This is a genomic window from Streptomyces sp. NPDC002784, from assembly GCF_053592135.1.
On the sequence record NZ_JBSFVD010000007.1, the window covers coordinates 184,563 to 207,199 of the forward strand.

Below are 22,637 nucleotides of genomic sequence, written 5' to 3' on the forward strand. Positions count from 1 at the left end.
GTCGGGGCCGGGCTGGATGTCAGTGGACAAGGCGTCGCTCCAGGGCTCGCAGAAGAAGGGAGGCCAGATAGGAAATGACGATGAAGGCCACACCGATCACCGTCAGCGGCTCGGTGAACTGGAACTGCTCCTGGGAGAACAGCCGGGCCTGGCCGAGCATGTCGAGGACGGTGATCGCCATCAGCAGCGGCGTGTCCTTGAGCATGGAGATCACGTAGTTGCCGAGCGCCGGCACGACCCGCCGGATCGCCTGCGGCAGGATCACCGCGGTCCACGTCCGGGTGAGCGGCAGGTTCAGCGCCGTCGCGGCCTCCCACTGGCCGACCGGCACCGCCTCGATGCCGGCCCGGTAGACCTGCATCGTGTACGTCGAGTAGTGCAGCCCGATGCCGACCACACCGGTGGTCAGCGCCGAGAAGGTCAGGCCCCACTCGGGCAGCACGTAGAAGAGGAAGAACAGCTGCACCAGCAGGGGGGTGTTGCGGATGAACTCGGTGACCGCCCCGACCGGCCAGCGCACCCAGCGGCTGGGCGCGCGCATCAGCAGCGCCCACACCAGCCCGAGGGCGAAGGAGATCAGCGAACCGAGGGCGAGGGCCTGGAGGGTGACCCATAGCCCGTCCCAGAAGTGCGGCATGAAGTCGCTCACGGCGTTCCAGTCCCAGGCCATCACAGACCACCCCCGACCGGCTCGGGCGCGACGACCCGCTTCTCCGGCTGCTTGCCGACACCGGCCTTCAGCTGCTTCTCCAGACCCCGCATCACCCGGGTGAGCAGGAAGGCGATCACGAAGTAGATGAGCAGCAGGTACGTGTAGATCTCAGCGCTCTCCTGGAGCGCGAGCCGTACCAGGTTGCCGCTGAACGCCAGATCGCCCATGCCCATGACCGACACCAGCGCGGTGCCCTTGAGCAGCTCGATCAGCAGGTTGGAGAAGGGCGGGATCATCTCCGGCACCGCCTGCGGCAGCAGGATCAGCCGCATCCGCTGCCAGGGCGTGAAGCTGAGGGCGATACCGCCCTCCTGCTGCGCCGGATCCACCGCGGTCAGGGCGCCGCGCACGATCTCCGAGCCGTACGCGCCGTACGTCAGGCCGAGCGCCAGCGTGCCGGCCCACATCGGCACCAGCTGCCAGCCGAAGGCGGTGGGCAGCACGAAGAACACCCAGAAGATCATCACCAGCGCGGAGGTCCCGCGGAACACCTCGGTGTAGAAGCCCGCGAGGAAGCGGACGATCCACAGCCGGTGGGTGCGGGCGATGCCGACCACGAACGAGACGGCCGTGGCCAGCAGCGCGCTGAAGAACAGCAGCTGGACGGTGACCCAGACGCCCTTGAGTACGAGTTCCCAGAGTCCCGACGTCATCCGCCGCACAGCTCCTTCGCGGTCAGGTCGGTCATCTCCGCCTCGGTGAAGCCGAACGGCCTGAGGATGCGCAGCAGTTCGCCGCTCTTCTTCAGCTTGTGCAGCTCCACGTTGAAGGCGTCCCGCAGCCTGGTCTCGGTGGGCCGGAAGGCGAACGCGCCGCCGTCGACATGGGGTTTGCCGCCGACGATGGGCTTGAACGCCTTGGTCGCCTCGGCCTTGCTCGACTTCTTCACCACCTCGCGGGTGGTCAGCGCGGTCCCGGCGAACACGTCGACCCGCCCCGCCTCCACGGCGTTCAGCCCGGCGACCTGGTCCGGGACGATGAGGATGTCGCTCTGCTCGTACCCGGCCTCGACCGCGTACTGGATCTCCGCGTAACCGGTGCCGGTGGCGAACTTCGCCTTCTTCTCCACCACGTCCCGGTAGGTGTGCAGACCCTTCGGATTGCCCTTGCGGACGATGAAGGAGTCGAGCATCTGGTAGTCGGGGTCGGCGAAGATGACCTGCTCGCAGCGCTCGGGATTGACGTACATCCCGGCCGCGACGACATCGAACTGCTGCGAGCCGAGCCCGGGGATCAGCGAGCCGAACTCGGTCGGCACGGGCTGCACCCGGTCCACCCCGAGCCGCTTGAAGATCACCTTGGCCAGTTCGGGTGCCTCGCCGGTCAGCTCACCGTTGCGGTCGATGTAGCCGAACGGGATCTCACCCGCGATGCCCAGCCGTACGACACCCGCGGCGCGCAGCCGTTCCAGCAGGTCACCACCGTCCTCGCCGGACGCCGTGGCGACCCGTGAGCAGCCGGCCGCGCCCAGCGCACCGAGCGCCGCCACCCCCGCGAGCAGCGTTCGGCGGGTGGGTCCAGTTGTGTGTTCGCCTTGTTCGAGTGGTGGAGCCATGGCGGCGCGGCTACCCGAGCGCATGCGATGTATGCACCCTGGTTCCCATGACTGATCGGTTCATCGAGGTCTCGCTCCTGAAGCGGGACATCCACTGCACGGCGAAACTCCTGGACGACCGCGCACCGATCACCTGCGCGGCCGTCTGGGACGCCCTCCCGCTCAGCGGGGACGTCTACCACGCCAAATACGCCCGCAACGAGATCTACGCCCTCTTCCCGCCCTTCGCGCACACCGAGCCACCCCTGGAGAACCCGACCGTCACCCCCATCCCCGGCGACCTGTGCTACTTCGCCTTCGCGGGCGCGGAGCTGGGCACCAAGGCCTACGGCTACGACCGCGAGGTCCGCCCCGGCACCACCCTGGTCGACCTCGCCCTGTTCTACGAACGCAACAACCTGCTGCTCAACGGCGATGTGGGCTGGGTGCCCGGCATCGTCTGGGGTCAGATCGTGGAGGGTCTGACGGAGATGGCGGACGCGTGCAACGACCTCTGGCGCTCGGGCGCCGCGGGGGAGACGCTCAGTTTCCGCCGGACATGAGCGCGTGCGCCGCCCGCAGCACCAGATCGTCCCGGTGCCGGGCGGCCACCAGCTGAAGACCGACCGGCAGTCCGTCCCCGTCGGTGCCGACGGGGACGGTGGCGGCCGGCTGCTGGGTCATGTTGAAGGGGTACGTGAAGGGCGTCCACCCCGTCCAGCGGCGGTGCCCGGAGCCCTTGGGCACCTCGGCGCCCGCCTCGAACGCGGTGATCGGCAGGGTGGGGGTGACCAGCAGGTCGTAGGAGTCGTGGAAGCGGCCCATCCGGCGGCCGAGTTCCGCCCGGACGTCGACGGCGGCCAGATAGTCCAGGGCGCCGCGGCGGGCGCCGAGGGCGGCGATCTCGCGCACACCGGGGTCGAGCAGTTCCCGCTGGTCCGGGCCGAGACGCTGGGTGACCCGGGCGGCGCCGCAGAACCACAGGGTGTGGAAGGCGTCCACCGGATCGGTGACATCGGGGTCGGCCTCCTCGACGTACGCGCCGAGCCCCGCGAGCCGCTCCACCGCCCCCCGCACCGCCGAGGCCACCGCCGGACGCACCGCCACCTGGCCGCCGAGCGAGGGCGAGTACGCCACCCGCAGCCCGCGCACGCCCCCGGTCAGCCCGTCCCGGAACGATCCGGCCGCGGGGCCCAGCGCCGACCAGTCCCGGGAGTCCGGCGCCGCGATGACGTCGAGCAGCAGCGCCGCGTCGGCGGCGTCCCGGGTCATCGGGCCGACGTGGGCGAGCGTCCCGAACGCGCTCGCGGGATACAGCGGCACCCGGCCGTAGGTCGGCTTCAGCGCGAAGATCCCGCAGAAGGACGCCGGGATACGGACGCTTCCGCCGCCGTCGGTGCCGAGCGCGAGCGGGCCCGCGCCGAGCGCCACGGCCGCCGCGGCGCCGCCGCTGGACCCGCCGGTCGTGCGCGTCGGGTCCAGCGGATGCCGGGTGATCCCGGTCAGGGGCGAGTCGGTGACGGCCTTCCAGCCGAACTCGGGGGTGGTGGTCTTGCCGACGAAGACGGCACCGTGCGCGCGCAGCCGGGCGACGGACGGCGCGTCCTCGTCCCAGGTCCCCTGCTCCGCAATGGTCCTGGACCCCTTCAGGGTGGGCGCGCCCCGCATCAGCAGGATGTCCTTCACCGTGACCGGCACCCCGTCCAGCAGCCCCGCCGGCTCCCCGCGCCGCCACCGCTCCGCCGACGCACGGGCCTGCGCCAGCGCCTGCTCGGCGGTGATCCGCACGAACGCGTTCACCTCCGGCTGGATGTGCTCGGCCCGCTCCAGCACCGCACGCGTGGCGTCCACCGGAGTGAACGCGCCCGCGCGGTAACCGTCGAGGAGTTGTACGGCCGTCAGTCCGGTCAGGTCGGTCATACGCCCTCCAGCGGTGGGAAGTTCAGCGTCCCGGTACGTATCCGCGCTGCTTGTCGACGACGTTCGGCAGGGTTCTGCCCGCCTCCCAGCGCGCGTACAACTCCACGAACTGGGCGGCGAGTTCGTCGCGCCAGCCGATGGTGTCCCCGCTCATGTGCGGGGAGACGATCAGTCCCGGCAGGCCCCACAACGGGCTGTCGGCGCCGAGGGGTTCGTTCGCGAAGACGTCCAGCGCGGCGCCCGCGATCCACCGCTTGGACAGCGCCTCGACGAGCGCCTCCTCCACGACGAGCTGTCCCCGGCCGACGTTGATGAACCGCGCGGAGGGCTGCATCACGCCGAACCGGCGCGCGCCGAACATGCCGTGGGTCTGCTCGGTGAGCGGTGCGGCGGCGATGATCCAGTCGGCGCGGGCGATCAGCCGGTCCAGGTCCTCGGGGCCGTGGATACCGGTGCGCGGGACTCGGCCGACCAGCGCGGGGACGACGCCGAGCGCCTTGAGCGTGCGGGCGACGGCCCGCCCGATGGGCCCGGAGCCGACGACACAGGCGCGGGTGCCCTTCAGCCGCCGCGACTCGCGGTGCTGCCAGGTCCGCTGCCCCTGGAGCTCCAGGGTGCGCGGCAGGTCCTTGGCCATCGCCAGGACGAGGGCGGCGACGTACTCGGCGATGGGCTCGTCGAAGATGCCGCGGGCGTTGGTGACCACGGTGTCGGAGGCGGCGAGTTCCGGACACATCAGGTGGTCCACGCCCGCGCTCGCCGTGTGGACCCAGCGGGGCCGGGGGCCGTCACCGGGCCAGGCGTGCCGTACGGCGTGCGAGGTGAAGTCCCAGACCAGCAGCACATCGGCGTGCGGCAGCCGGTCGGCGAGGGTGGCGGGGTCCGCGTGCTCGATCCGCGCCCGCCCGGTGAGCCGTCCGAGCCGGGGGAGCGGGTCGGCGTCCAGGACGAGCAGCGTGGGCGTGGTCATGCCGTTCCTTCGCTGAGAACCGGACGTCTGACATGCGCGGATTGACCACGCTCGCACCCGAATCTACCTTCGTCAACACGGACGCCCGCACCGTCCGCCGTTCCCATGGCTCCTCGCGAGGGCGGTGCCTGCGATGGACGTGTCCTTCCTCGGCGGTCCCCGGCCGCAGCGCGGTGTCGGTGTGGTCGCGCCGTTCGACTTCGCCCTCGACCGCGAACTGTGGCGCTGGATCCCGGACGAGGTCTCCCTGCACCTGACCCGCACGCCGTACGTGCCGGTCGAGGTGAGCCTGGACCTGGCGCGGCTGGTGAGCGAATACGAGACCCTCTCCGAGGGGGTCCGCACCCTGATCGCCATCGCCCCCGAGGTGGTGGCCTACGCCTGCACCTCGGGCAGCTTCGTCGGCGGGATCGCGGGCGAGCGGGCGATGTGCGAGGCGATGACCAGGGCGGGCGCGGTGCCCTCGGTGACCACCTCGGGGGCGCTGCTGGAGGCGCTGGCCGACCTCGGCGCGCGACGGGTGGCGCTGGTGACGCCGTACACGGTGTCGGTGACCAGGTCGCTGGAGGACTACGTGGCCGAGGCGGGCGTCAGGGTGACGGGGTGTGCGTTCATGGGGCTGACGCGGCACATATGGAAGGTGCCCTACCGCGATGTGGTGGACATGGCGCGCAGGGCGGTGCGGCGCGGCACGGACTGCCTGTTCATCAGCTGCACCAACCTGCCGACCTACGACGTGATCCCGCAACTGGAGGCGGAACTGCGCATACCGGTGATCTCGGCCAACCAGGTCACGATGTGGGCGGCCCTGCGTCGGCTGGGTACCCGAGCCACGGGGCCGTACCAGACGCTGATCGATCCGGCGGCCCGCAGCGGTACCGCACTTCCGGACGTGGAACAGCAGCAGGAAGGTTCGACATGACGGCACTCGGATTCCTCTACCCGGGCCACTCCGCCGAGGACGACTATCCACGCATCGAGCAGCTCCTGGGCAGCGACATCCGGGTTGACCTGGTGCACACGGACATCGGCGAGGACGCGCACCGGGTGGACGCCCTCAGGGAGATGGGCTCCGCGGACCGCCTGGCGGCGGGCGTGGAGCACCTGCGGCTGACCGGCGCGGAGGCGGTGGTCTGGGCCTGCACGAGCGGCAGCTTCGTATACGGCTGGGAGGGCGCCCACGAGCAGGTACGCACCCTCGCCCTGGCCGCGGGCATGCCGGCCTCCTCGACCTCCTTCGCCTTCGTGCACGCGCTGGCGGAGCTGGGGCTGCGCCGGGTGGCGGTGGGGGCGACGTACCCCGACGACGTGACGGACCTGTTCGCCGGGTTCCTGCGGGCGGGCGGCGCGGAGGTGGTGTCGGTGCGGGGTTCCGGCATCGTCACGGCGGCCGAGGTGGGCCAGTGGGGCGAGGAGGAGGTCCTGGCCCTCGCCCGCCGGGCCGACCACGAGGCGGCGGAGGCGGTCCTGCTCCCGGACACGGCACTGCACACCGTGGCGCTGATCCCGGCGCTGGAGAAGGAACTGTCCAAGCCGGTCCTGACGGCCAACCAGGTCACGGTCTGGGAGGCGCTGCGCCTGACCGACCGCAGGGTGAACGCCCCGGCACTGGGCTCCCTGTTCACGAGGGAGCCGATCGTCCAGGTGTAGAAGCACGGGAGACAGCCGGGAAGGGAATAAAGCGGAGTCTGCCTCCTGTTATCGCCCGAGGAACCACGCCGGCGCGATTTCAGGAGGCACTCACCCATGGCGGCAGACGAGATCCGGGGCACGGCACAGGGCACCGCCCCCGTCCCCCTGTCCGTACTCGACCTGGTCACCGTCGGCGCGGGCAGCACCGCCACCGACGCGCTGCGCACCAGCGTCGACCTCGCCCGCCTCACGGAGTCCCGCGGGTTCCACCGCTACTGGATCGCCGAGCACCACTCCATGCCCGGCGTGGCCTCCTCCTCGCCCGCCGTGATCCTCGCCCACCTCGCCGCCCACACCGGCCGCATCCGCCTCGGCTCCGGCGGCGTCATGCTCCCCAACCACGCCCCCCTGGTCATCGCCGAGCAGTTCGGCACCCTGGAGGCGCTCGCCCCCGGCCGGGTCGACCTCGGCCTCGGCCGGGCGCCGGGCACGGACGGCGCCACGGCCGCCGCCCTGCGCCGCACCGACCGGCTGAACGAAGCCGCCGACGACTTCCCCCAGCAGCTCGCCGAGCTCACCCGCTTCCTCGACGACGACTTCCCCGACGGCCACCCCTACCGCCGCATCCACGCCGTCCCGGGCCCGGTCCAGGCCACCGCCCCCGGCGGGGTGCAGAGCCCGCACCGGCCGCCCGTCTGGCTCCTCGGCTCCTCCGGCTTCAGCGCCCGGCTGGCCGGCACCCTTGGTCTGCCCTTCGCCTTCGCGCACCACTTCTCCGCGCACAACACGATCCCGGCGCTCGATCTCTACCGGGAGTCCTTCCGGCCGTCCGATGTGCTGGCCGCGCCGTACGCCCTGATCGGCGTCTCCGCGCTCGCCACCGACGACCCGCGGGAGGCTCGGCGGCAGGTGCGGGCCACCGGGCTCAGCATGGTGCGGCTGCGGACCGGGCGGCCCGGGCTCTTCCCCAGCCCCGAGGAGGCCGAGGCGCACCGGTTCAGCGCCATGGAGGAGGAGTTCATCGCCTCCTGGGGCGCCAACATCGTGCACGGCACCGCCGACGAGGTCCGCTCGGGCCTGGACGACCTCCACAAGCGCACCGGCGCCGACGAGTTGATGATCACGTCCCACGCCCACCGCGGCGAGCTGCGGCTGCGGTCCTACGAACTCCTCGCGGACGCCTACGACCTGCGGGCGGTCGCCTGAACCTCCGGCGAGCGCAGCAGCTCGGAGATACGATCCGGCGTCACCGGCCGCGAGTACAGCCACCCCTGGCCGGTGTCGCAGCCGATCCGCCGTAGCCGGGACGCCTGCGCCGACGTCTCCACGCACTCCGCCGTCACGGTGAGCCCCAGCCGGTGGGCGAGCTGGATCATCGCCTCCACCACGACCTCGTCGGCGGGGTTCGGCGCGATGCCCTCACCGTCGTACTGGAAGCCCTTGACGAAGGAACCGTCCAGCTTCAGCACCGACACCGGAAGCCGGCTCAGGTAGGCCAGGTTCGAGTAGCCGGTGCCGAAGTCGTCGATCGCGATGTGCACGCCCATGTCGCTGAGCGCCTGGAGCGCCTGCTGCGGCCGGCCGCCGGAGCCCATCACCGCGGACTCGGTCAGCTCCAGCTGGAGCAGGTGCGGCGCCAGGCCGGTCTCCGCGAGGATCTCGGCCACGTCGGCGACCAGGTCGGAGTCCCAGACCTGACGGACCGCCACGTTCACGCTGACGAAGATCGGCGGCTCGTCCGGGCGGTCCAGCTGCCACTGCCGGGCCTGGCGGCAGGCGGTGGCCAGCACCCAGCGGCCGAGCGGCACGATCGAGCCGTCCTCCTCGGCCAGTCCGATGAACCGATTCGGCGTCAGCAGTCCGAACTGCGGATGATCCCACCGCACCAGCGCCTCCACCCCGCGCAGCCGGCCGTCCTCCATGCACACCAGCGGCTGGTACTCCAGCACGAACTCCCCGCGCTCGATGGCGGGCCGGAGCGTGGAGGCGAGGGCCTGGCGGGTCATGCGGTGGGCGTTGCGCTCGGGGTCGAACAGCGTCCAGCGGTCCTTGCCGTCGGCCTTCGCCCAGTACAGCGTGGTGTCGGCGGCCTGCATCAGCGCGGTGGGGCTGGTCCCGGCGGCATGCCGCTCCACCACCCCGATCGACGCCGACACCGACAGCCGCCGGCCCGAGATGTCGAAGGGGTCCTGGAGCGCCGTGAGCACCGACTCGGCGAGCTCGGCGAGTTGCTCGGTGCCCGTGGAGTCCTCGACCAGCAGGGCGAATTCGTCCCCGCCGAGCCGTGCCACCAGCGGGGTGCTCGCCCTGGCGTACGCCGCCTCGTCCGCGCACCGGGTCAGCCGCTCGGCCACGGCCGCCAGCAGCCGGTCGCCCACCCGGTGGCCGAGGGTGTCGTTGACCGCCTTGAAGCCGTCCAGGTCGAGATAGCACAGCCCGATCCGCCCGGTGCCCTCCTGGTACGCCTCCGCCTCCAGCGCGGCCGACAGGCGCTCGAAGAACAGGGTGCGGTTGGGCAGCCGGGTCACCGGGTCGTGGTTCTGCAAGTGCCGCAGCCGGGCCTGGAGTTCGCGCCGGGCGCTGATGTCGGCGACCGACAGCAGGACCCCGCCGCGCTCCTCGGCGGGCAGCGGCGCGATGGCGACCTGCACCCACAGGCAGTGCCCGTCGGGGTGCTTCAGCCGGCGCGTGCAGCGCAGCCGGGCCTGCCGGCCGCGCAGCACCTCGCGGTACGCGTGCCAGGTGCGCGCGTCGGACGTCAGGTCCACCAGGTCGGCGGCGACCGTTCCGGCCAGCGCCTGCGGGGTCCTGCCGAGCAGCTCGCCGAGGGCCGGGTTGGCGCCGGTGACCAGGCCCTCGCGGTCGACGACGGCCATCGCCAGGGGAGCGGCGTGGAAGGCGGACCGGAAGGGCGTGGCGTCCGGCCGCTCGTGCGGACCGGTACGCGAAGGGGACCCTTGACTACTCTCTGTGACGGCCGGCCCGATGAGATCTGCCGCGGGCGCCGGCCCTTCGGACGTTCCGCTCACCGCTCGCTCCCGCAGTGCACTCGGTCTTCGGATGGGTCTCGTCGGGATGCCGACCGACCTGGCGGCCGCCGGGCCGGATCCGTGCAGGAAAAGGATCAGGACAGTACAGAAAAGGGTCAGGAAAGTGTGCCGATCATAGAGGCTGGGTCGGGGCCCTTCCAGCCACTGTCCAGTCTCCCGGACCGAGCCGCCGATCTGACAATTCGTTTCTGCCCGCACCTGGACAGGTTCAGCAGCCCCCCGACCACATGTGACGGTCCGTGAGCGTTTCGGGGGTGTCGGCGTCGGCTTTCCGCCGCGCCCCTCACTCGTCCGGTGCAGACAAACAGGGCGTTGTACGACAAATTCCCACAGGCTGGGTGCGGTGTCCCGCGAACCGCTCCCGGAGGTCCACGTGCCGCGTCAGCTCCCGCTCAGGGAACTCACCCGTGCGACGGTCCGAGAACTCGGGGGCCGGCTGCGCGCATGGCCCCGACTGCGCACCACCGCCGCCGTGTTCACCACGATGTCGGCGCTCGCCGCGACCTCGATCCTCTCCGCCCCCTCGGTCGCCGAGCCGTACTCGGCGGAGCCCTGCGCCCTCGAACGCACCGACGCCCACCACTCGGAGGGCCTGGACACCTGGAACGCCGCGTATCCGCGGCCGGCCCGCTCGCTGGACGCGGTCATGGTGTTCCTGTCCTTCCCCGACTCCACCCCGCTGACCAGCCCCGCCGAGCTGACCGCCGACCACTTCCCGGCCACCAGCAGGTTCTTCGAGCGGGCCTCCTACGGCAGGTTCGCGCTGCGTCCGCATCCGCTCGGGGACTGGATCCGGATGCCGCGCCCCTCGACGGCGTACGCCATACAGCGCGACTGGCAGCCCGTGCACCGGGGCGCCTATCTGCGCGACGCGCTGGCCACCGCCGACAGCCGGGTGGACTTCTCCCGCTACGACGTCGTCTACTTCGTCGCCGACCCGGACGCGCCCGGGGTGGACTCCGACGCCACGAAGGTCGTGAACCTGGACACCCCGCTGCGCGCGGACGGGACGGAGATCCGGCGCGTCGTCACGGTGTTCGAACAGCACCCGCCGGACCGGCTGGTTCTCGCCCATGAGACGGGCCATGTCTTCGATCTTCCGGACCTCTACCACCGGCCGGTGGACGGCGAGGGCGACTGGGACACCTACGTCGGCGACTGGGACCTGATGGGCAGCCAGTTCGGGCTGGCCCCCGACCTGTTCGGCTGGCACAAGTGGAAGCTCGGCTGGCTGGATCCGCGCCAGGTGACCTGCGTACGGGACCCGGCCGGCACCCGGCTCACCCTGGAGCCGCTCGGGGCCGGGCCGGGGGTGGCGGTGGCGGGCGCCGCCGGGGCTCCCGCCTTCGGGCTCGGGGGCGGCACCAAACTCGCGGTGGTACGCACCGGCGCGGACAGCGCGCTCGCCTTCGAGGCGCGCGGCCGGATCGGCAACGACGCGGGGGCCTGCCGGGACGGGGTCCTCGTCTACCGCGTCCGCAGCGGCGCGGAGTCCGGCCGGGGCCCGGTCGAGGTGATCGACGCCCACCCCCACACGGAGGCCTGCTGGGAGAACTCGGTCTACCCACCCCTGGCAGACGCCCCCATCGCCGCGGGCGAAAGCTTCACGGTGCCGGGCGAGGGAGTACGGGTGGAGGTGGAGGGCCGCACGACATCGGGGGCATGGACGGTACGGATCGCGACGCGGTAGCGGCGGGTGCGGGGGTACGGCGGGTGCGCCGACGGGGGCTGCAACGCCGGACTCCACGCCCCCGGCCGCCCGTGCGGTGCTGTGGAAGCCGGTGCCGGACATGCGAAGGCCCCCCGCTTCCGCGAGGGGCTTTCACCGTCTGTGCGCCGCCAGGGACTCGCACCCCGGACCCGCTGATGCTGCGTCCCCCGGGGGGTAACCCCCGGACCCCCAGCCGCCCCTGCGGAGTCGAGGGAGCCGGTGTGGAAAAGGGGACCGGTACACCCGGCCGCCCGTGCGGTGCTGTGGAAGCCGGTGCCGGAAATGCGAAGGCCCCCCGCTTCCGCGAGGGGCTTTCACCGTCTGTGCGCCGCCAGGGACTCGAACCCCAGACCCGCTGATGCTGCGTCCCCCGGGGGGTAACCCCCGGACCCCCAGCCGCCCCTGCGGGGACCGGTACACCCGGCCGCCCGCGGGGTGCTGTGGAAGCCGGTGCCGGAAATGCGAAGGCCCCCCGCTTCCGCGAGGGGCTTTCACCGTCTGTGCGCCGCCAGGGACTCGAACCCCGGACCCGCTGATTAAGAGTCAGCTGCTCTAACCAACTGAGCTAGCGGCGCCTGCTGACGTCGTAGACCTTAGCATCCTGGTCGGGGGGAGGAAAAATCGATATGCGCACCGCCGCACGTGCCGCTCGGACGGCCGCCCAGAGCAGGATCTCGGGGCCGGGAAGCCAGGGGTGGCGGGTGTCCGGGGCCACCAGCCAGCGGGAGCTCTGCGCGGGGGTGCCGACCGGCGCGGGGACGGTCACCGCGTCGCCGGTGCCGTGGCACAGCAGGGGCGGGACGGCCGCGGTCCGCCCGAACTCCTCCCAGCGCAGCAGCGACGGCAACCGCTGGGCCGTGCCCGGCGCGGCGAACAGCAGGGTCCGGCCCCGGAACACGGCCACCGGGCCGGAACCGGGGCCGTCGTCCCAGAGCCGGTCCAGCATCCGGCGCCCGAACATCGTGGGGACGCTGACCACGTCGAAGACCGAACCGCAGGGCAGGACGACCGGAGCGTCGGGCTGCTCCTCCCAGAACGCCAGCGTGGTGCGCGGATACGTTCCTGCCGAGGCCAGCCAGGCGGCTCCGTCCGGGGTGACGCCCGAGGCGCCGAGGCAACTGCTCATGGCGCATACATCTACCGGCCGTGAGCGTTCCGTTCCGGAGGGTTGCCGGAAATCGGGACAGGAGGGGGAGGGAAGGGGTATCTTGCCCGGATCTCGCCCGCTCGGCATATGCCGGGCCGACTCAGACGGGGTCGATCTGCTCCCGGCCCTCGACCGCCCCCCGCAGCAGGTCTCTGCCGAACTCGACCATCTTCTTGGCGTAGTCCTCGGTCCACTCGGCCTGCTCCGCGATGTCCGCGGTCGTCAGCCGGTCGAAGCGCCGGGGGTCGGCGAGCTGGGCCGCCGCGATGGCCTGGAACTCCACGGCACGGTCGGCCGCCGCCCGGAAGGCGACCGTCAGCTCCGTCGCGCGCGCGAGCAGGGCCCGGGGGTCCTCTATCGACTCCAGGTCGAAGAAGTGCTCCGGGTCGGCCGCCGCCTGCGTGGGCTCGAAGAGCAGGGGCGCGGGGCGTAGCCGCGGTTCGTTCCGACGCGGCGTGGGCTCCGCCATGTCTTCTCCTCCTCGTACGTCACGGATGACCCCAGGGAGCGGGCCACCGTCCATTGTCCCGCGCCCGCGCAAGAGGGCGGGTCGCCTCCGGCGCTTTCCCGGTGCGCACGGCGCCGGGGCGTGTCGGTCAGGGGTGCCATGGGACCCGGTGTTCCGCCAGCCGGGCCAGGACCGCGTGGTTCGCCTCCCAGCCGTCCGGGAACTTCACGAGGGTTCCCAGCTGGACCGGTTCCGTGGACGGGTAGTCGTCGAGGAGGTCGGTCACGCCCGCTCGGCAGACCACGATGCAGGCGTGCCGGTGGCGGGAGGCGAGCACGCACAGGCGGCCCGTCTCCAGATGGAACGCGGTGGCGTCGGGCCGGCCGGACAGGGGATGCAGGACCACCGTCACGTCGTACTCCCGGCCCTGAAGACGGTTCGCCGTGTCGACGGTGACGTCACGCACGCCGAGTTCCGCGAGCGCCGCCCGCACCGCCGCCGCCTGGTCGCGGTGCGCGGTGCCGACGGCGATCCGCTCCGCGGTCAGCGGCGCCGGGTCCGGGGACCGCTCCGAGGTGGCCGCGCCACCCCGGTCCAGCAGCCGCCGTACGACCGCCGCGACCGCCCGCACCGCCTCCGGGTCCGTGCGCGGGGTGTGCCGCGCGGGCAGTTCCAGCAGGCCCCAGCCCGCCTCGGCGGCCTCGTCGATCACCTGGTCGGGGCCCGACCCGTCGGAGGGGACGGCGAAGGCGAGGCGGCGGTCGTCGTGGCCGGTGCCGCTGCGGAACGGCGTGTACGGGTAGAACGCGTCCGAGACCAGCGGCGCCGCCGACGCCGGCAGCCGCCAGGACACCGGCAGCCGGTGCTGGGGCAGCTCGGGATTGTGCGCGAGCAGCGTGGTCACCGCGGACGCCGACGGGTCGTACGACAGCCCCGCCCACTGCTCGCTGCCCACGATCGCGAACGGGTCCAGCTGCCCCGGGTCGCCCACGAACAGCGCCCGCTCGAACAGCCCGGCCACGGCCAGCAGCGCGTCCGACCGCATCTGGTACGCCTCGTCCACGATCGCGTGCCGCCACGGCTCGTCGACCTTCACATGCGCCCACTTCGCGGCCGTGGACACGGTCACCGGCAGCCCGGTCAGATCCGCCGCCTTCGCCGACTTGCGTACGTGCGGCAGGTCGTCCAGCGCCTTGTCGTAGGGGTCGGCGTCGCTGCTGTGCAGCCGGCCCACCGGCAGGTCGGGGTTCTTCTCGGCGAGCCGGAGGACCAGGTCGTCGACCTGGGCGTTGGTCTGCGCCACGACCATCAGCGGGCGGCCCGCGTCGGCCAGTTCCAGCGCCGCCCGCACCACCAGCGTGGACTTTCCGGCCCCGGGCGGGGAGTCGACGACCACCCCGCGGTGCGTGCCGCGCAGGGTGTCGGCGAGGATCGCGTCGGTGGCCTGCGCGGCCGCCGCACCCGGGTCGAACACGGCGGTCACAGGACGTCCTCCTCGGTCGGCTGATCGGCGGGCTCCGGTACGGCCTCGCCGGGCGGCCCGCCGTGCGTCCACGGCGTCTGCTCCGGATCGGGCAGCTTCGCCCCGCCCCGCTGCTCGTGCTCGAACAGGGTGAAGCAGAGCAGGTCGCCCTTCTCCGGCACGGACCCCGCCTCGGGCTCCTTGCCGCGCCCCATCTTGTCCAGGACCCGCAGCACCAGCAGATCGCCGTCGCCGCTCACGAACTCCGCCGACTGCGGCTTCCCGCCCAGCGAGCGGTACACCTTCATCCGCTCGCCGAGCCGCGGCCGGTCGTCCGTGCGCACCGTGACCAGCGGGCGCGGGCTCGGCCGCTTGCCCTCGCTGTACGCCATGACGACCTCGACGACCTCGCCCGCGAACGCCTCCCCGGCCAGCCGCCGCCCCGCCATCACCAGCGGGTCGTCGAGTGCCTCCTGCGCCTCCAGGCGGGCCTGCTCGCGCTCGCGCGCGGCGAGCTTGTTCGCCGCGGTCACCGCGTCGTCGCGGCGCGGCTGCGGGGGCTCACCGGCCGTGATCCGGTCCCGGTGGGCGGTGAACGACCAGCGGTCGCGCGTCCACCGCTCCTCGACGTGGAGCCCGGCCTCGGGCAGCCGGGTGCGCAGCAGGTCCAGGCCCTGCCACACCGCGTCCCAGGTCGGCCGGGTGACGCCCTCCACCAGGGCGCGGATCTCCCGCTCGGCGTCGGTCAGCGCGCCGAGGCGGGTGTCCGCCTGCAGACCGTCCTCCGCCGCGGCGAACGCGGTGCGGGCACGGTCGTAGCGCTCGATGGCGGGGGCGAGCAGCTTGTTGTCGAACGCCGGGTCGGTGGCCGGGCCCGCGGGCGGCCACCACAGCTGGCCCCGCTCGTCCCGGGCGAGCTCCGCGCGCAGGGCGGCCTCGGCGCCCGACTCGCCGTCCGGCGGGTCGATCCAGGCGAGCAGCGCGCCCAGATGCTGGTCCTCCAGGGTGGACTGCCCGGTCGCCCAGTGCCGGGCCAGCAGGTCGGTCATCGCCAGCAGCAGCGAGGAGCCCGGCACCCGCGACCGCTCGCCGTAGTGCGTCAGCCACCGGCCGAGCAGGGGCACCCGGGGCGGCGCGGGGTAGGGCGTCTCCGGGTCCTGCTCCGCCGTACGGCGAAAGCGCATGGAGCGGCCGAGCAGGCGTACGAAGTCCAGGCCCGCGCGGCTCGGGACGATCAGCTGGGGTGCGTCCGCGCACAGGTCGACCTCGACCTTGACGCGCTTGCCGGTCTCCGGGTCGGTGTCGGTGCGCTCGGCGGTCTCGACGGCCTCGGTGTACGCCTCGATGTGCGGCAGGACCACATCGGCCAGCTGCGCCAGGAACGCGAACCGCAGGTCCCGGTCGCGCGGTTGCGGTACGACCAGCAGCCGGGGCGCGTCCCGGTCGGTGCCGACCAGGGCGCCGAGCGGGGCGCCGGCCTCACCGGCGGTGGTGAGCGGCACGAAGACCAGCGGGCGCTCGGAGAGCCGGCGGTCGCGGACGGTGGCCGAGGGCTGGGCGCGGCCGGTGCTGACCGCTTCCAGGCGGGCGAGGGTGGCGATCAGGGACACGGGGCCGCCTCCCGGGCGCCGAGCGCCTCGGCCCGCAGCCGGGCGGCCCTGCGCAGGGCCGCCACCGCCGGATCGGCCGGGTCCCCGGCGGTGCCGTGGGCCGCCGCCAGGACGTCCTCGACGGTGGCCAGACCGCCCAGTTCGGCCCGGACCGAACGGCCCAGCGAGGTGACCGCGCCGGCCGAGCGGGAGCGGTCACGGCAGTGGAAGGCCAGCTCGCAGGCGGACAGGCACTCGGGCGCGTACGCCGCCGGAACGGCCTCCACCGCGGCCGTCAGCTCGGCGGCGGGCAGCTCCGGGTCGAAGCAGGTGCCCTCGGGGAGGGCGTCGGCGATCTCCTCGATCCGGGTGAGCCGGGCCAGCTGACGCGCGGTCACCGCGCGCTGCTTGCGGATGTCGACGGCGGAGGCGGTGGGGAGGTTGGAGAAGTCCTTGGGGCACACCAGCAGGACCCGGTGCCGCACGCGCGGGGGCGGGGAGATGCGGGCGGCGACCTGCTCCAGGGCCAGGACGTACACCGCCGCCTGCCGGGCCGCGGCGCCGACCTTGGACGGGTCCGCGGAGCCGTCCAGCATCGGGAAGGACTTGATCTCCACGACCGTCCAGCTGCCGTCGGGGTGCGCCACCACCGCGTCGGGCTCCAGGAAGGCGGGGGAGCCGGCCACGTCGAGCGCGAGCATCGGGTGGTCCAGCAGGGTCCAGGCGCCCGGCGCCCCGGCCGCCTCGCGCAGCGCCAGCGCCGTGCGGGCCGCGCGGCCCTCGGGGCCGGTCGCGGACAGGTCCGGCACCTGCGCCCGCGCGGGCGGCTCGGCGGAGCGGTCCAGCTTCTCGTGCACGAGACGCAGCAGCTCCGCGCCGCCGTCCGCCTTGACCTTCGCCTCGAAGGCGTTGCCCCGGGTGAGGGCGAACTGCGACTGACCGAAGGCCGAGGGCGCGCCCAGCGCGCTCGCCAGTGCCGTCTTGTCCACCCCCGCGCCGTCCAGGACGGCGCGCCGTCTGCACCCGGGGTTGGCGGCGAGGGCGGCCAGGGCGCGGGCGTCCAGCGCCTTGGCCGGTACCTCGGGACCGCGCAGCTCAGCGAGCCGGTGCCGCAGCGCCGTCCCCCGCGTCCGTGGGGGAGGCACCCGGCTCGGCTCCGGACTCGAACCGTGACTCGCGCTGCCGTGGAAATCGCTCACCCGCGGAAGTCTGGCATCCGCCACTGACAATCGAGGTCTCTGCGGCGGGAGAGGCCCCTGCGGCGGGCCGGGCCGAGCCGGCCGCGATCAGACTGCCGCGGCCCTCGAAGCGCGCCCGGACCCGCTCCGCGCAGCGCAGGACGTACGGCGTCAGCAGCAGGCCGGCGCCCATCACCGCGGCGCCCGCGACCGCGTCCAGGAAGTAGTGGTTGGCGGTGCCCATGACGACGATCACCGTCACCAGCGGGTAGACCACACCGGCCACCTTGGCGAGCCGGGTCCCGCCGTACCGCCACAGCATGACGCCGCACCACAGCGCCCAGCCGCAGTGCAGGCTCGGCATCGCCGCGTACTGGTTGGTCAGACCGCCCAGGCCCTTTGGGGCGCTGGCGTCGCCCGCCCACCAGCCGTACGAGCTGTACTGGGCCATCGTGTCCACGAAGCCGTGCGTCGGGGACAGCAGCCGGGGCGGGCAGGTCGGCAGCAGGGTGAAGCCGATCAGGCCGATGAAGGTGGAGGTCATCAGCCAGGTGCGGGCGGCGCGGTAGTGCGCGGCGCGGGACCTGAAGATCCAGACCAGGATCACCGGGGTGATCAGGTAGTGCAGCGAGGCGTACCAGAAGTCGGCGGGCACACCCAGCCACGGTTCGCGGGTGAACAGGCGGTTGAGCGGGTGCTCGGCGTTGAGGTGCAGCACCTTCTCGATGCGCAGGATGGCCAGGCCGTGGTCGACGGCCGAGGTGACATCACCGCGGGCGAGCAGGCGGCCCGCCGAGTAGCACGCGTACACCAATGCGATCAGCGGCAGCTCGGTCCACCAGCGCAGACGGCTTCGCGGTGCCGCCTGTATGCCCGGTGTCTCGGCGTGCGGCATCCGATCGCCTCCCCCTTGTCGTCGTGGCGCCGGTTGCCCGGACAGGCCACTTTACGGTGTACGTGCACGCCTCCGTCGGGCGCCCCCGGCCCTGATAGACGCAGAGATCGCCCGCCGGGTTGCCCTCTCACAGGGTGCGGGATGATGGATGGGTTCCGCCTCGTATATTCCTGGAAAGGCTCTGCACCCCATGGCACCGCGCATTCTGCTGGCCCGGCACGGACAGACCGAGTGGTCGCTGTCCGGCAAGCACACCGGGCGGACCGATGTGCCGCTGCTGGAGGAGGGACAGCGGGGGGCGAAGCTGCTCGGGGAGCGGCTGCACCGGGCGCCGCTGGACGGGCTGCCCGGGGTGGAGGTGCGGACCAGTCCGCTGGCACGCGCGCGTGCCACGTGCGAGCTGGCCGGGTTCGGGGAGCGCGCCGCCGGGTGGGACACGCTGATGGAGTGGGACTACGGCGCCTACGAAGGCATGACCCCGGCGGAGATACAGGCCGTGCGCCCCGGCTGGCTGATCTGGCGTGACGGTGTCCCCGGGGGCGAGTCCCTGGCCGAGGTCACCGCGCGGGCGGACGAGGTGGTGTCCTGGGCGCGGTCCGCGGACCGGGACGTGCTGGTCTTCGCCCATGGGCACATCCTGCGGTCCATCGGCGCCCGCTGGCTGGGGCTGCCGCTGGACTTCGCCGCCCGGATCAGGCTGAACCCGACCTCGCTCTCGGTCCTCGGCTGGGCGTACGGCGAGCCGGCGCTGGAGAGCTGGAACGACACGGGCCATCTGCCGGGCTGACCGGACGGAGCCCCCGGCTCACACCGCTCTCGGCACGCTCGCGTGCTTCTCCAGGAACGCCGACACTCCCGAGGCCCGCCGGTGCGGCAGGAGCACCCGGGCCGTGCCCGCCAGCATCGTCTGGATCCGGGACGACTGGACCTCGCTGAGGAGCTCCAGGACGCGCAGGCCCGCCGCCGCGGCCTCGTCGGGGTGGCCGCCCCGCGCCAGGTCGTCCGCCAGTTCCGCCGTGTACAGGGCGGTGTTCCGGGTGAAGTGCGGGTCCTGGAGGTGCGCCGCGCGCCCCGCGTGCCGGGCCGCCCGGTGCCAGTCGCCCAGCGTCGACCAGCACTGCGCCTCCAGGCCCTCCAGCTCCGCCTCGCCGTAGAAGCTCATCCACTCGGGGTCGGCGTCCGAGCGGCCCCGGTCGAACAGGGCCTGGGCACGCGCGAGTGCCTGGGCGCAGCCCGTGCGGTCGGCGAGCCCCGCCCAGCCGCCCGCCTCGCGCAGCGCGAGCAGGGACATCAGGCGCGCGGAGCCGAGGGGACGGGCGACGCGTTGGGCGGCCTGCGCCGCGCGCACCGCCTCGCGCGGGCGGCCCGCGTCCCGCGCGAGGAACGACATGTTGCAGAAGGCGTGCGCCTCCAGCGCCGGGTCGCCGGCCATCCGGGCGGTCGCCAGCGCCTCCGCGTAGTGGGACCGCGCGTCGTCGAAGCGGCCCGAGTCGTGCGCCAGCCAGCCGACCGAGATGGCCAGCTCGCCCGCGCCCGAGTGGAGCCGTTCACCCGCCGCGTGCCGCGTGGTACCGGCGTCCAGCAGCTCGTAGGCGGCGCGCAACGGAGCCGCCGCGCGCCGGTACAGGCCGTCCGCGCCGTGCCGGTCGTCCAGCAGCCGGATTCTGCGGACCGCTTCTTCCACCACCTCCACCTCGCTCGTCCCGAGCCGCCGCGCGGGACGCTGCGCGGCCGTGGCGTCGAGGGCGAGCGCGAAGGGGCTGAGCGAGGCGGCGGCCACCGTGGCGCCTCCGCCGGTCATGAATGCGCGACGCAGCACGTCGCTCTCCTCGGGTGTCTCGTGCGGGTCGTACGGGTCTTGCGTGTCATACGGCTCGTACGCCCCCCGCGTCTCACCCGCGGCATGTGCCGGGCTCGGGAGGTGCGAGAGGGGCCCGTCCTCGGCCTCACGCGTCCGCCGCCCGCGGACGGACGAGCGGGGCGCGAAGCCCAGGTCGGTGAGCGTGCGACCGGGGAACATGTGCAGGAACACCCGTTCGTACGCGTAGTTGGGACACCGGATCTCGCCCGCCTCGACCCTGCCGACGTAGCGCGCGTCGCAGCTGACGCGCTCCCCGATCTCGCGCGCGGCCCTGCGGACCGCCGCGGCGAACTCGGCCGGCGAGCGCCGGCCGCGCAACTGCCGGAACGCGAGGTTCGGTCGGGGTGGTCTTGAGGGCTGGGTCGAGTCCAGCTCCGACGACATCATGGCCGGGTCCTCTCGTGCGAACCGTCGAACCATGCCGGACCGGTGGGCACTTGGGCGGTTTGTTCGCTTAGTGCCCCTGGTGTCCGGCGGGCAAGAACGTACCTGCTGTGTCGGACCCGCCACGCAGTGTTTGGCTACAAACCGGAGATCTCATCCAGCATCTGCCATGAACTGCCATCCTTTGCGGCGCACTTGTGCCGTAGCTGTTGACGCGGTGACACGTTGAACCACACGGACCGGGAGCCGCCCGACTCCCGACCCGCTCGTTTCGAGGAGGGGTTCCGTGGAGGAGGCCGGAATGGCGACCGGACAGAGCGTCGATCCCTGCACGCCGACGTGCACGGGAGCGGCTTGCGACCTGGTGACGGTGCCGGCGAGGCAAGGGCTGGAGGCGGTCGACATCCTCCGGCGCGGTGCGGGGGACGCGGTGGGACCCGTCCTGCACGACGACGGCTGCGGCACCCTCGGGTTCGTGGTGCCGGCCGGGACGGCGGCGGCCTGGGACGTGCCGGGCAGCACCTGCACGCAGACCGACGGCCGGGGGCTGACCCTGGCTCCCGAGCCGCCGGTGGCGGGCTCCGACTGGCTGCTGCCGCCCGGCGAGGCGGACCTCGCGACGGATCCGGCGGTGCTGCGGGCAGCGCTCGGGGAGGCCGCGCGGCTGATCGAGGCGGCGGACAACTGCCGGTGACGGGCACGACCGCCCGCCGCTCCGCATAATGGGCCAATGGGCAGGTCCAAGAACTCCAGGCGCCACGAGGCGGCCACCGAAGCCGTCGTCGAGGCCGTCGACGGAGGGCTTGCCGAGCTGATACCCGACCGGGACCGGCCGCGCGCCTGGACGCTGCTCATCGACGGGGCGCCGCAGTCGCACGTCGACCTCGACGACCCGGCCTACCTCTCCTTCGAGTACCAGCGGCGGCTCGGGCACGTCATCGACCTCGTCGCCCCGCCCGGCAGACCCGTCCAGGCCGTGCACCTCGGCGGCGGCGCCCTCACCCTCGCCCGGTACGTCGCCGCCACCCGCCCCCGCTCCACCCAGCAGGTCGTCGAGCGGGACGCCCCGCTCGTCCAACTCGTGCGCCGGGAACTGCCGGTGGACCGCAACGCCCGGATCCGGGTGCGCTCCACGGACGCCCGCGAAGGGCTCGCCAAGGTGCCCGACGGCTGGGCCGACCTCGTCATCGCCGATGTGTTCAGCGGCGCCCGCACCCCCGCCCATCTGACGTCCACCGAGTTCCTCGACGAGGTGCGCCGCGCCCTGCGCCCCGGCGGCTGGTACGCCGCCAACCTCGCCGACGGACCGCCGCTGGCGCATCTGCGCGGCCAGATCGCCACCGCCGCCGCCCGCTTCCCCGAGCTAGCCCTGGTCGCCGACCCCACGGTCCTGCGAGGCAAACGCTTCGGCAACGCCGTCCTGGTCGCCGCCGACCAGCCGCTCCCGATCGCCGAACTGACCCGGCGCGCCGCGTCGGACCCGCACCCGGGACGAGTCGAGCACGGCAGGAACCTCACGGACTTCACCGGCGGCGCGTCCCCCGTCACGGACGCCGCGGCGGTGGCCTCCCCGGCACCCCCGGCATCGGTCTTCCGCTAGGCCCTAGTAATTCCCGATCTCCACCCGCGGCGCGCTGTCGTGCCAGGTGCAGAAGACCGACACCCGGTCCGCCCCTCGCGCGAACTCCACCCGGATCCACGACTCCGTCTTCCACACCTGCATCGACCACCCCGTGCCGGGCGTCGCCGACACCAGCGTCGCGGAGGTCCTGCCGAGGTCGAACACCGCCCGGCCGCCCTCGGTGTCGTAGCTCTTGACCTGGCCGGAGGAGGTGGGGGAGGGGGCCGGGGCGGTGGTGGGCGGGCCGGACGGGCGGGGCGTGCCGGAGGGGGACGGCTTCGGGGCGGGGTTCTTCCGCGAGGCGGACTCGGTCGGCGTCGCCCGCCGCGTGGAGGACGCCAGCGGCTTCGACTCCTGCGTCGTCGCGTCGCCCGCCGAGATGGGCAGGGCGCGCGGGGGGTCGTAGGCCGTGCCCGCCATGACCGTGTGCACGCCCCACCACGACAGCGTGACCGCCGCGCCCGTGGCGAGCGACCAAGCCAGTACGTGTACGAGTCCTCTGCGCATTGCGGGCCATACTGCC

Annotated in this window: 22 protein-coding genes and 1 tRNA gene; 8 read left to right on the forward strand and 15 right to left on the reverse strand. The window is 73.2% G+C overall.

Annotated features, from left to right (window positions below; genetic code table 11):
* Nucleotides 1–19 precede the first annotated feature (19 nt).
* Genes ehuD through ehuB form a run of 3 tightly spaced genes read right to left on the reverse strand, consistent with a single transcriptional unit; the run spans nt 20 to nt 2,267 of the window.
* Nucleotides 20–670 (reverse strand): ectoine/hydroxyectoine ABC transporter permease subunit EhuD, encoded by a 651-nt coding sequence (gene ehuD, locus ACWD1Z_RS16355; RefSeq protein WP_451119177.1) that lies wholly within the window; start codon nt 668–670, stop codon nt 20–22.
* A complete protein-coding gene (ehuC, locus tag ACWD1Z_RS16360) occupies nt 670–1,365 on the reverse strand; it encodes an ectoine/hydroxyectoine ABC transporter permease subunit EhuC (protein WP_451119179.1) in 696 nt (231 codons plus the stop codon). Before ehuC ends, ehuD begins: the two co-directional genes overlap by 1 nt.
* Nucleotides 1,362–2,267, reverse strand: coding sequence for an ectoine/hydroxyectoine ABC transporter substrate-binding protein EhuB (gene ehuB / locus ACWD1Z_RS16365; RefSeq protein WP_451119181.1), 906 nt, complete (start codon nt 2,265–2,267; stop codon nt 1,362–1,364). The genes ehuC and ehuB overlap by 4 nt, the downstream gene beginning before the upstream one ends.
* Nucleotides 2,268–2,314: 47 nt before the next feature.
* Between ehuB and ACWD1Z_RS16370 the strand changes: the two genes are divergently transcribed.
* Nucleotides 2,315–2,809 carry a DUF3830 family protein gene (locus ACWD1Z_RS16370; protein ID WP_451119183.1) on the forward strand — a complete coding sequence of 165 codons (495 nt, stop codon included), beginning with the start codon at nt 2,315–2,317 and terminating at the stop codon, nt 2,807–2,809.
* Here ACWD1Z_RS16370 and ACWD1Z_RS16375 read toward each other — a convergent pair.
* On the reverse strand, nt 2,790–4,166 hold the full coding sequence (locus ACWD1Z_RS16375; RefSeq protein ID WP_451119185.1) for an amidase: 1,377 nt from the start codon (nt 4,164–4,166) through the stop codon (nt 2,790–2,792). The two genes, ACWD1Z_RS16370 and ACWD1Z_RS16375, sit on opposite strands and share 20 nt — an antisense overlap.
* Nucleotides 4,167–4,188: 22 nt before the next feature.
* Nucleotides 4,189–5,136 (reverse strand): D-2-hydroxyacid dehydrogenase, encoded by a 948-nt coding sequence (locus ACWD1Z_RS16380; RefSeq protein WP_451119187.1) that lies wholly within the window; start codon nt 5,134–5,136, stop codon nt 4,189–4,191.
* 133 nt (nt 5,137–5,269) lie between these two features.
* Between ACWD1Z_RS16380 and ACWD1Z_RS16385 the strand changes: the two genes are divergently transcribed.
* The 3 genes from ACWD1Z_RS16385 to ACWD1Z_RS16395 all read left to right on the forward strand — a co-directional run bounded on the left by ACWD1Z_RS16385 (nt 5,270) and on the right by ACWD1Z_RS16395 (nt 7,974).
* On the forward strand, nt 5,270–6,058 hold the full coding sequence (locus ACWD1Z_RS16385; protein ID WP_451119188.1) for a maleate cis-trans isomerase family protein: 789 nt from the start codon (nt 5,270–5,272) through the stop codon (nt 6,056–6,058).
* Nucleotides 6,055–6,786 carry a maleate cis-trans isomerase family protein gene (locus ACWD1Z_RS16390; RefSeq protein WP_451119190.1) on the forward strand — a complete coding sequence of 244 codons (732 nt, stop codon included), beginning with the start codon at nt 6,055–6,057 and terminating at the stop codon, nt 6,784–6,786. The genes ACWD1Z_RS16385 and ACWD1Z_RS16390 overlap by 4 nt, the downstream gene beginning before the upstream one ends.
* A 96-nt stretch (nt 6,787–6,882) precedes the next feature.
* The gene (locus ACWD1Z_RS16395) at nt 6,883–7,974 is read left to right on the forward strand and encodes an LLM class flavin-dependent oxidoreductase (protein ID WP_451119192.1); all 1,092 of its coding nucleotides are present in this window, start codon (nt 6,883–6,885) and stop codon (nt 7,972–7,974) included.
* Here ACWD1Z_RS16395 and ACWD1Z_RS16400 read toward each other — a convergent pair.
* Nucleotides 7,950–9,797, reverse strand: a complete 1,848-nt coding sequence (locus ACWD1Z_RS16400) for a putative bifunctional diguanylate cyclase/phosphodiesterase (protein WP_451119193.1) — start codon at nt 9,795–9,797, stop codon at nt 7,950–7,952. The genes ACWD1Z_RS16395 and ACWD1Z_RS16400 overlap by 25 nt on opposite strands.
* 364 nt (nt 9,798–10,161) lie before the next feature.
* On the opposite strand from ACWD1Z_RS16400, the gene ACWD1Z_RS16405 reads away from it, so the two are divergent.
* Entirely contained in the window at nt 10,162–11,508 is a 1,347-nt protein-coding gene (locus ACWD1Z_RS16405; RefSeq protein WP_451119195.1) for a M6 family metalloprotease domain-containing protein, read from the forward strand.
* Nucleotides 11,509–12,030: 522 nt separating this feature from the next.
* On the opposite strand, the gene ACWD1Z_RS16410 is transcribed toward ACWD1Z_RS16405, so the two are convergent.
* From ACWD1Z_RS16410 to ACWD1Z_RS16440, 7 genes are all read right to left on the reverse strand, one after another.
* A tRNA-Lys gene (locus ACWD1Z_RS16410) sits at nt 12,031–12,104 on the reverse strand.
* Nucleotides 12,095–12,655 (reverse strand): bifunctional DNA primase/polymerase, encoded by a 561-nt coding sequence (locus ACWD1Z_RS16415; protein WP_451119197.1) that lies wholly within the window; start codon nt 12,653–12,655, stop codon nt 12,095–12,097. Before ACWD1Z_RS16415 ends, ACWD1Z_RS16410 begins: the two co-directional genes overlap by 10 nt.
* A gap of 121 nt (nt 12,656–12,776) precedes the next feature.
* Nucleotides 12,777–13,145 carry a hypothetical protein gene (locus ACWD1Z_RS16420; RefSeq protein ID WP_451119199.1) on the reverse strand — a complete coding sequence of 123 codons (369 nt, stop codon included), beginning with the start codon at nt 13,143–13,145 and terminating at the stop codon, nt 12,777–12,779.
* Between the two features lie 127 nt (nt 13,146–13,272).
* Nucleotides 13,273–14,607, reverse strand: coding sequence for an AAA domain-containing protein (locus ACWD1Z_RS16425; protein WP_451119200.1), 1,335 nt, complete (start codon nt 14,605–14,607; stop codon nt 13,273–13,275).
* Nucleotides 14,604–16,196 (reverse strand): hypothetical protein, encoded by a 1,593-nt coding sequence (locus ACWD1Z_RS16430; protein WP_451119202.1) that lies wholly within the window; start codon nt 16,194–16,196, stop codon nt 14,604–14,606. Before ACWD1Z_RS16430 ends, ACWD1Z_RS16425 begins: the two co-directional genes overlap by 4 nt.
* The gene (locus ACWD1Z_RS16435) at nt 16,187–17,320 is read right to left on the reverse strand and encodes a hypothetical protein (RefSeq protein WP_451119204.1); all 1,134 of its coding nucleotides are present in this window, start codon (nt 17,318–17,320) and stop codon (nt 16,187–16,189) included. The genes ACWD1Z_RS16430 and ACWD1Z_RS16435 overlap by 10 nt, the downstream gene beginning before the upstream one ends.
* Complete coding sequence (locus ACWD1Z_RS16440; RefSeq protein WP_451119206.1) at nt 17,271–18,248, reverse strand: phosphatase PAP2 family protein; 978 nt, start codon at nt 18,246–18,248, stop codon at nt 17,271–17,273. Before ACWD1Z_RS16440 ends, ACWD1Z_RS16435 begins: the two co-directional genes overlap by 50 nt.
* Before the next feature lie 190 nt (nt 18,249–18,438).
* Here ACWD1Z_RS16440 and ACWD1Z_RS16445 point away from each other — a divergent pair, with 190 nt between their 5' ends.
* Complete coding sequence (locus ACWD1Z_RS16445) at nt 18,439–19,035, forward strand: histidine phosphatase family protein (RefSeq protein ID WP_451119208.1); 597 nt, start codon at nt 18,439–18,441, stop codon at nt 19,033–19,035.
* 18 nt (nt 19,036–19,053) lie between these two features.
* Here the strand turns inward: ACWD1Z_RS16445 and ACWD1Z_RS16450 are convergent, their stop codons facing one another.
* On the reverse strand, nt 19,054–20,496 hold the full coding sequence (locus ACWD1Z_RS16450) for a hypothetical protein (RefSeq protein ID WP_451119210.1): 1,443 nt from the start codon (nt 20,494–20,496) through the stop codon (nt 19,054–19,056).
* A gap of 298 nt (nt 20,497–20,794) precedes the next feature.
* On the opposite strand from ACWD1Z_RS16450, the gene ACWD1Z_RS16455 reads away from it, so the two are divergent.
* Nucleotides 20,795–21,187 (forward strand): hypothetical protein, encoded by a 393-nt coding sequence (locus tag ACWD1Z_RS16455; protein ID WP_451119212.1) that lies wholly within the window; start codon nt 20,795–20,797, stop codon nt 21,185–21,187.
* Nucleotides 21,188–21,223: 36 nt separating this feature from the next.
* Nucleotides 21,224–22,093 carry a spermidine synthase gene (locus ACWD1Z_RS16460; protein ID WP_451119214.1) on the forward strand — a complete coding sequence of 290 codons (870 nt, stop codon included), beginning with the start codon at nt 21,224–21,226 and terminating at the stop codon, nt 22,091–22,093.
* 3 nt (nt 22,094–22,096) lie between these two features.
* Here the strand turns inward: ACWD1Z_RS16460 and ACWD1Z_RS16465 are convergent, their stop codons facing one another.
* Nucleotides 22,097–22,621 carry a hypothetical protein gene (locus ACWD1Z_RS16465; protein WP_451119216.1) on the reverse strand — a complete coding sequence of 175 codons (525 nt, stop codon included), beginning with the start codon at nt 22,619–22,621 and terminating at the stop codon, nt 22,097–22,099.
* Nucleotides 22,622–22,637 lie beyond the last annotated feature (16 nt).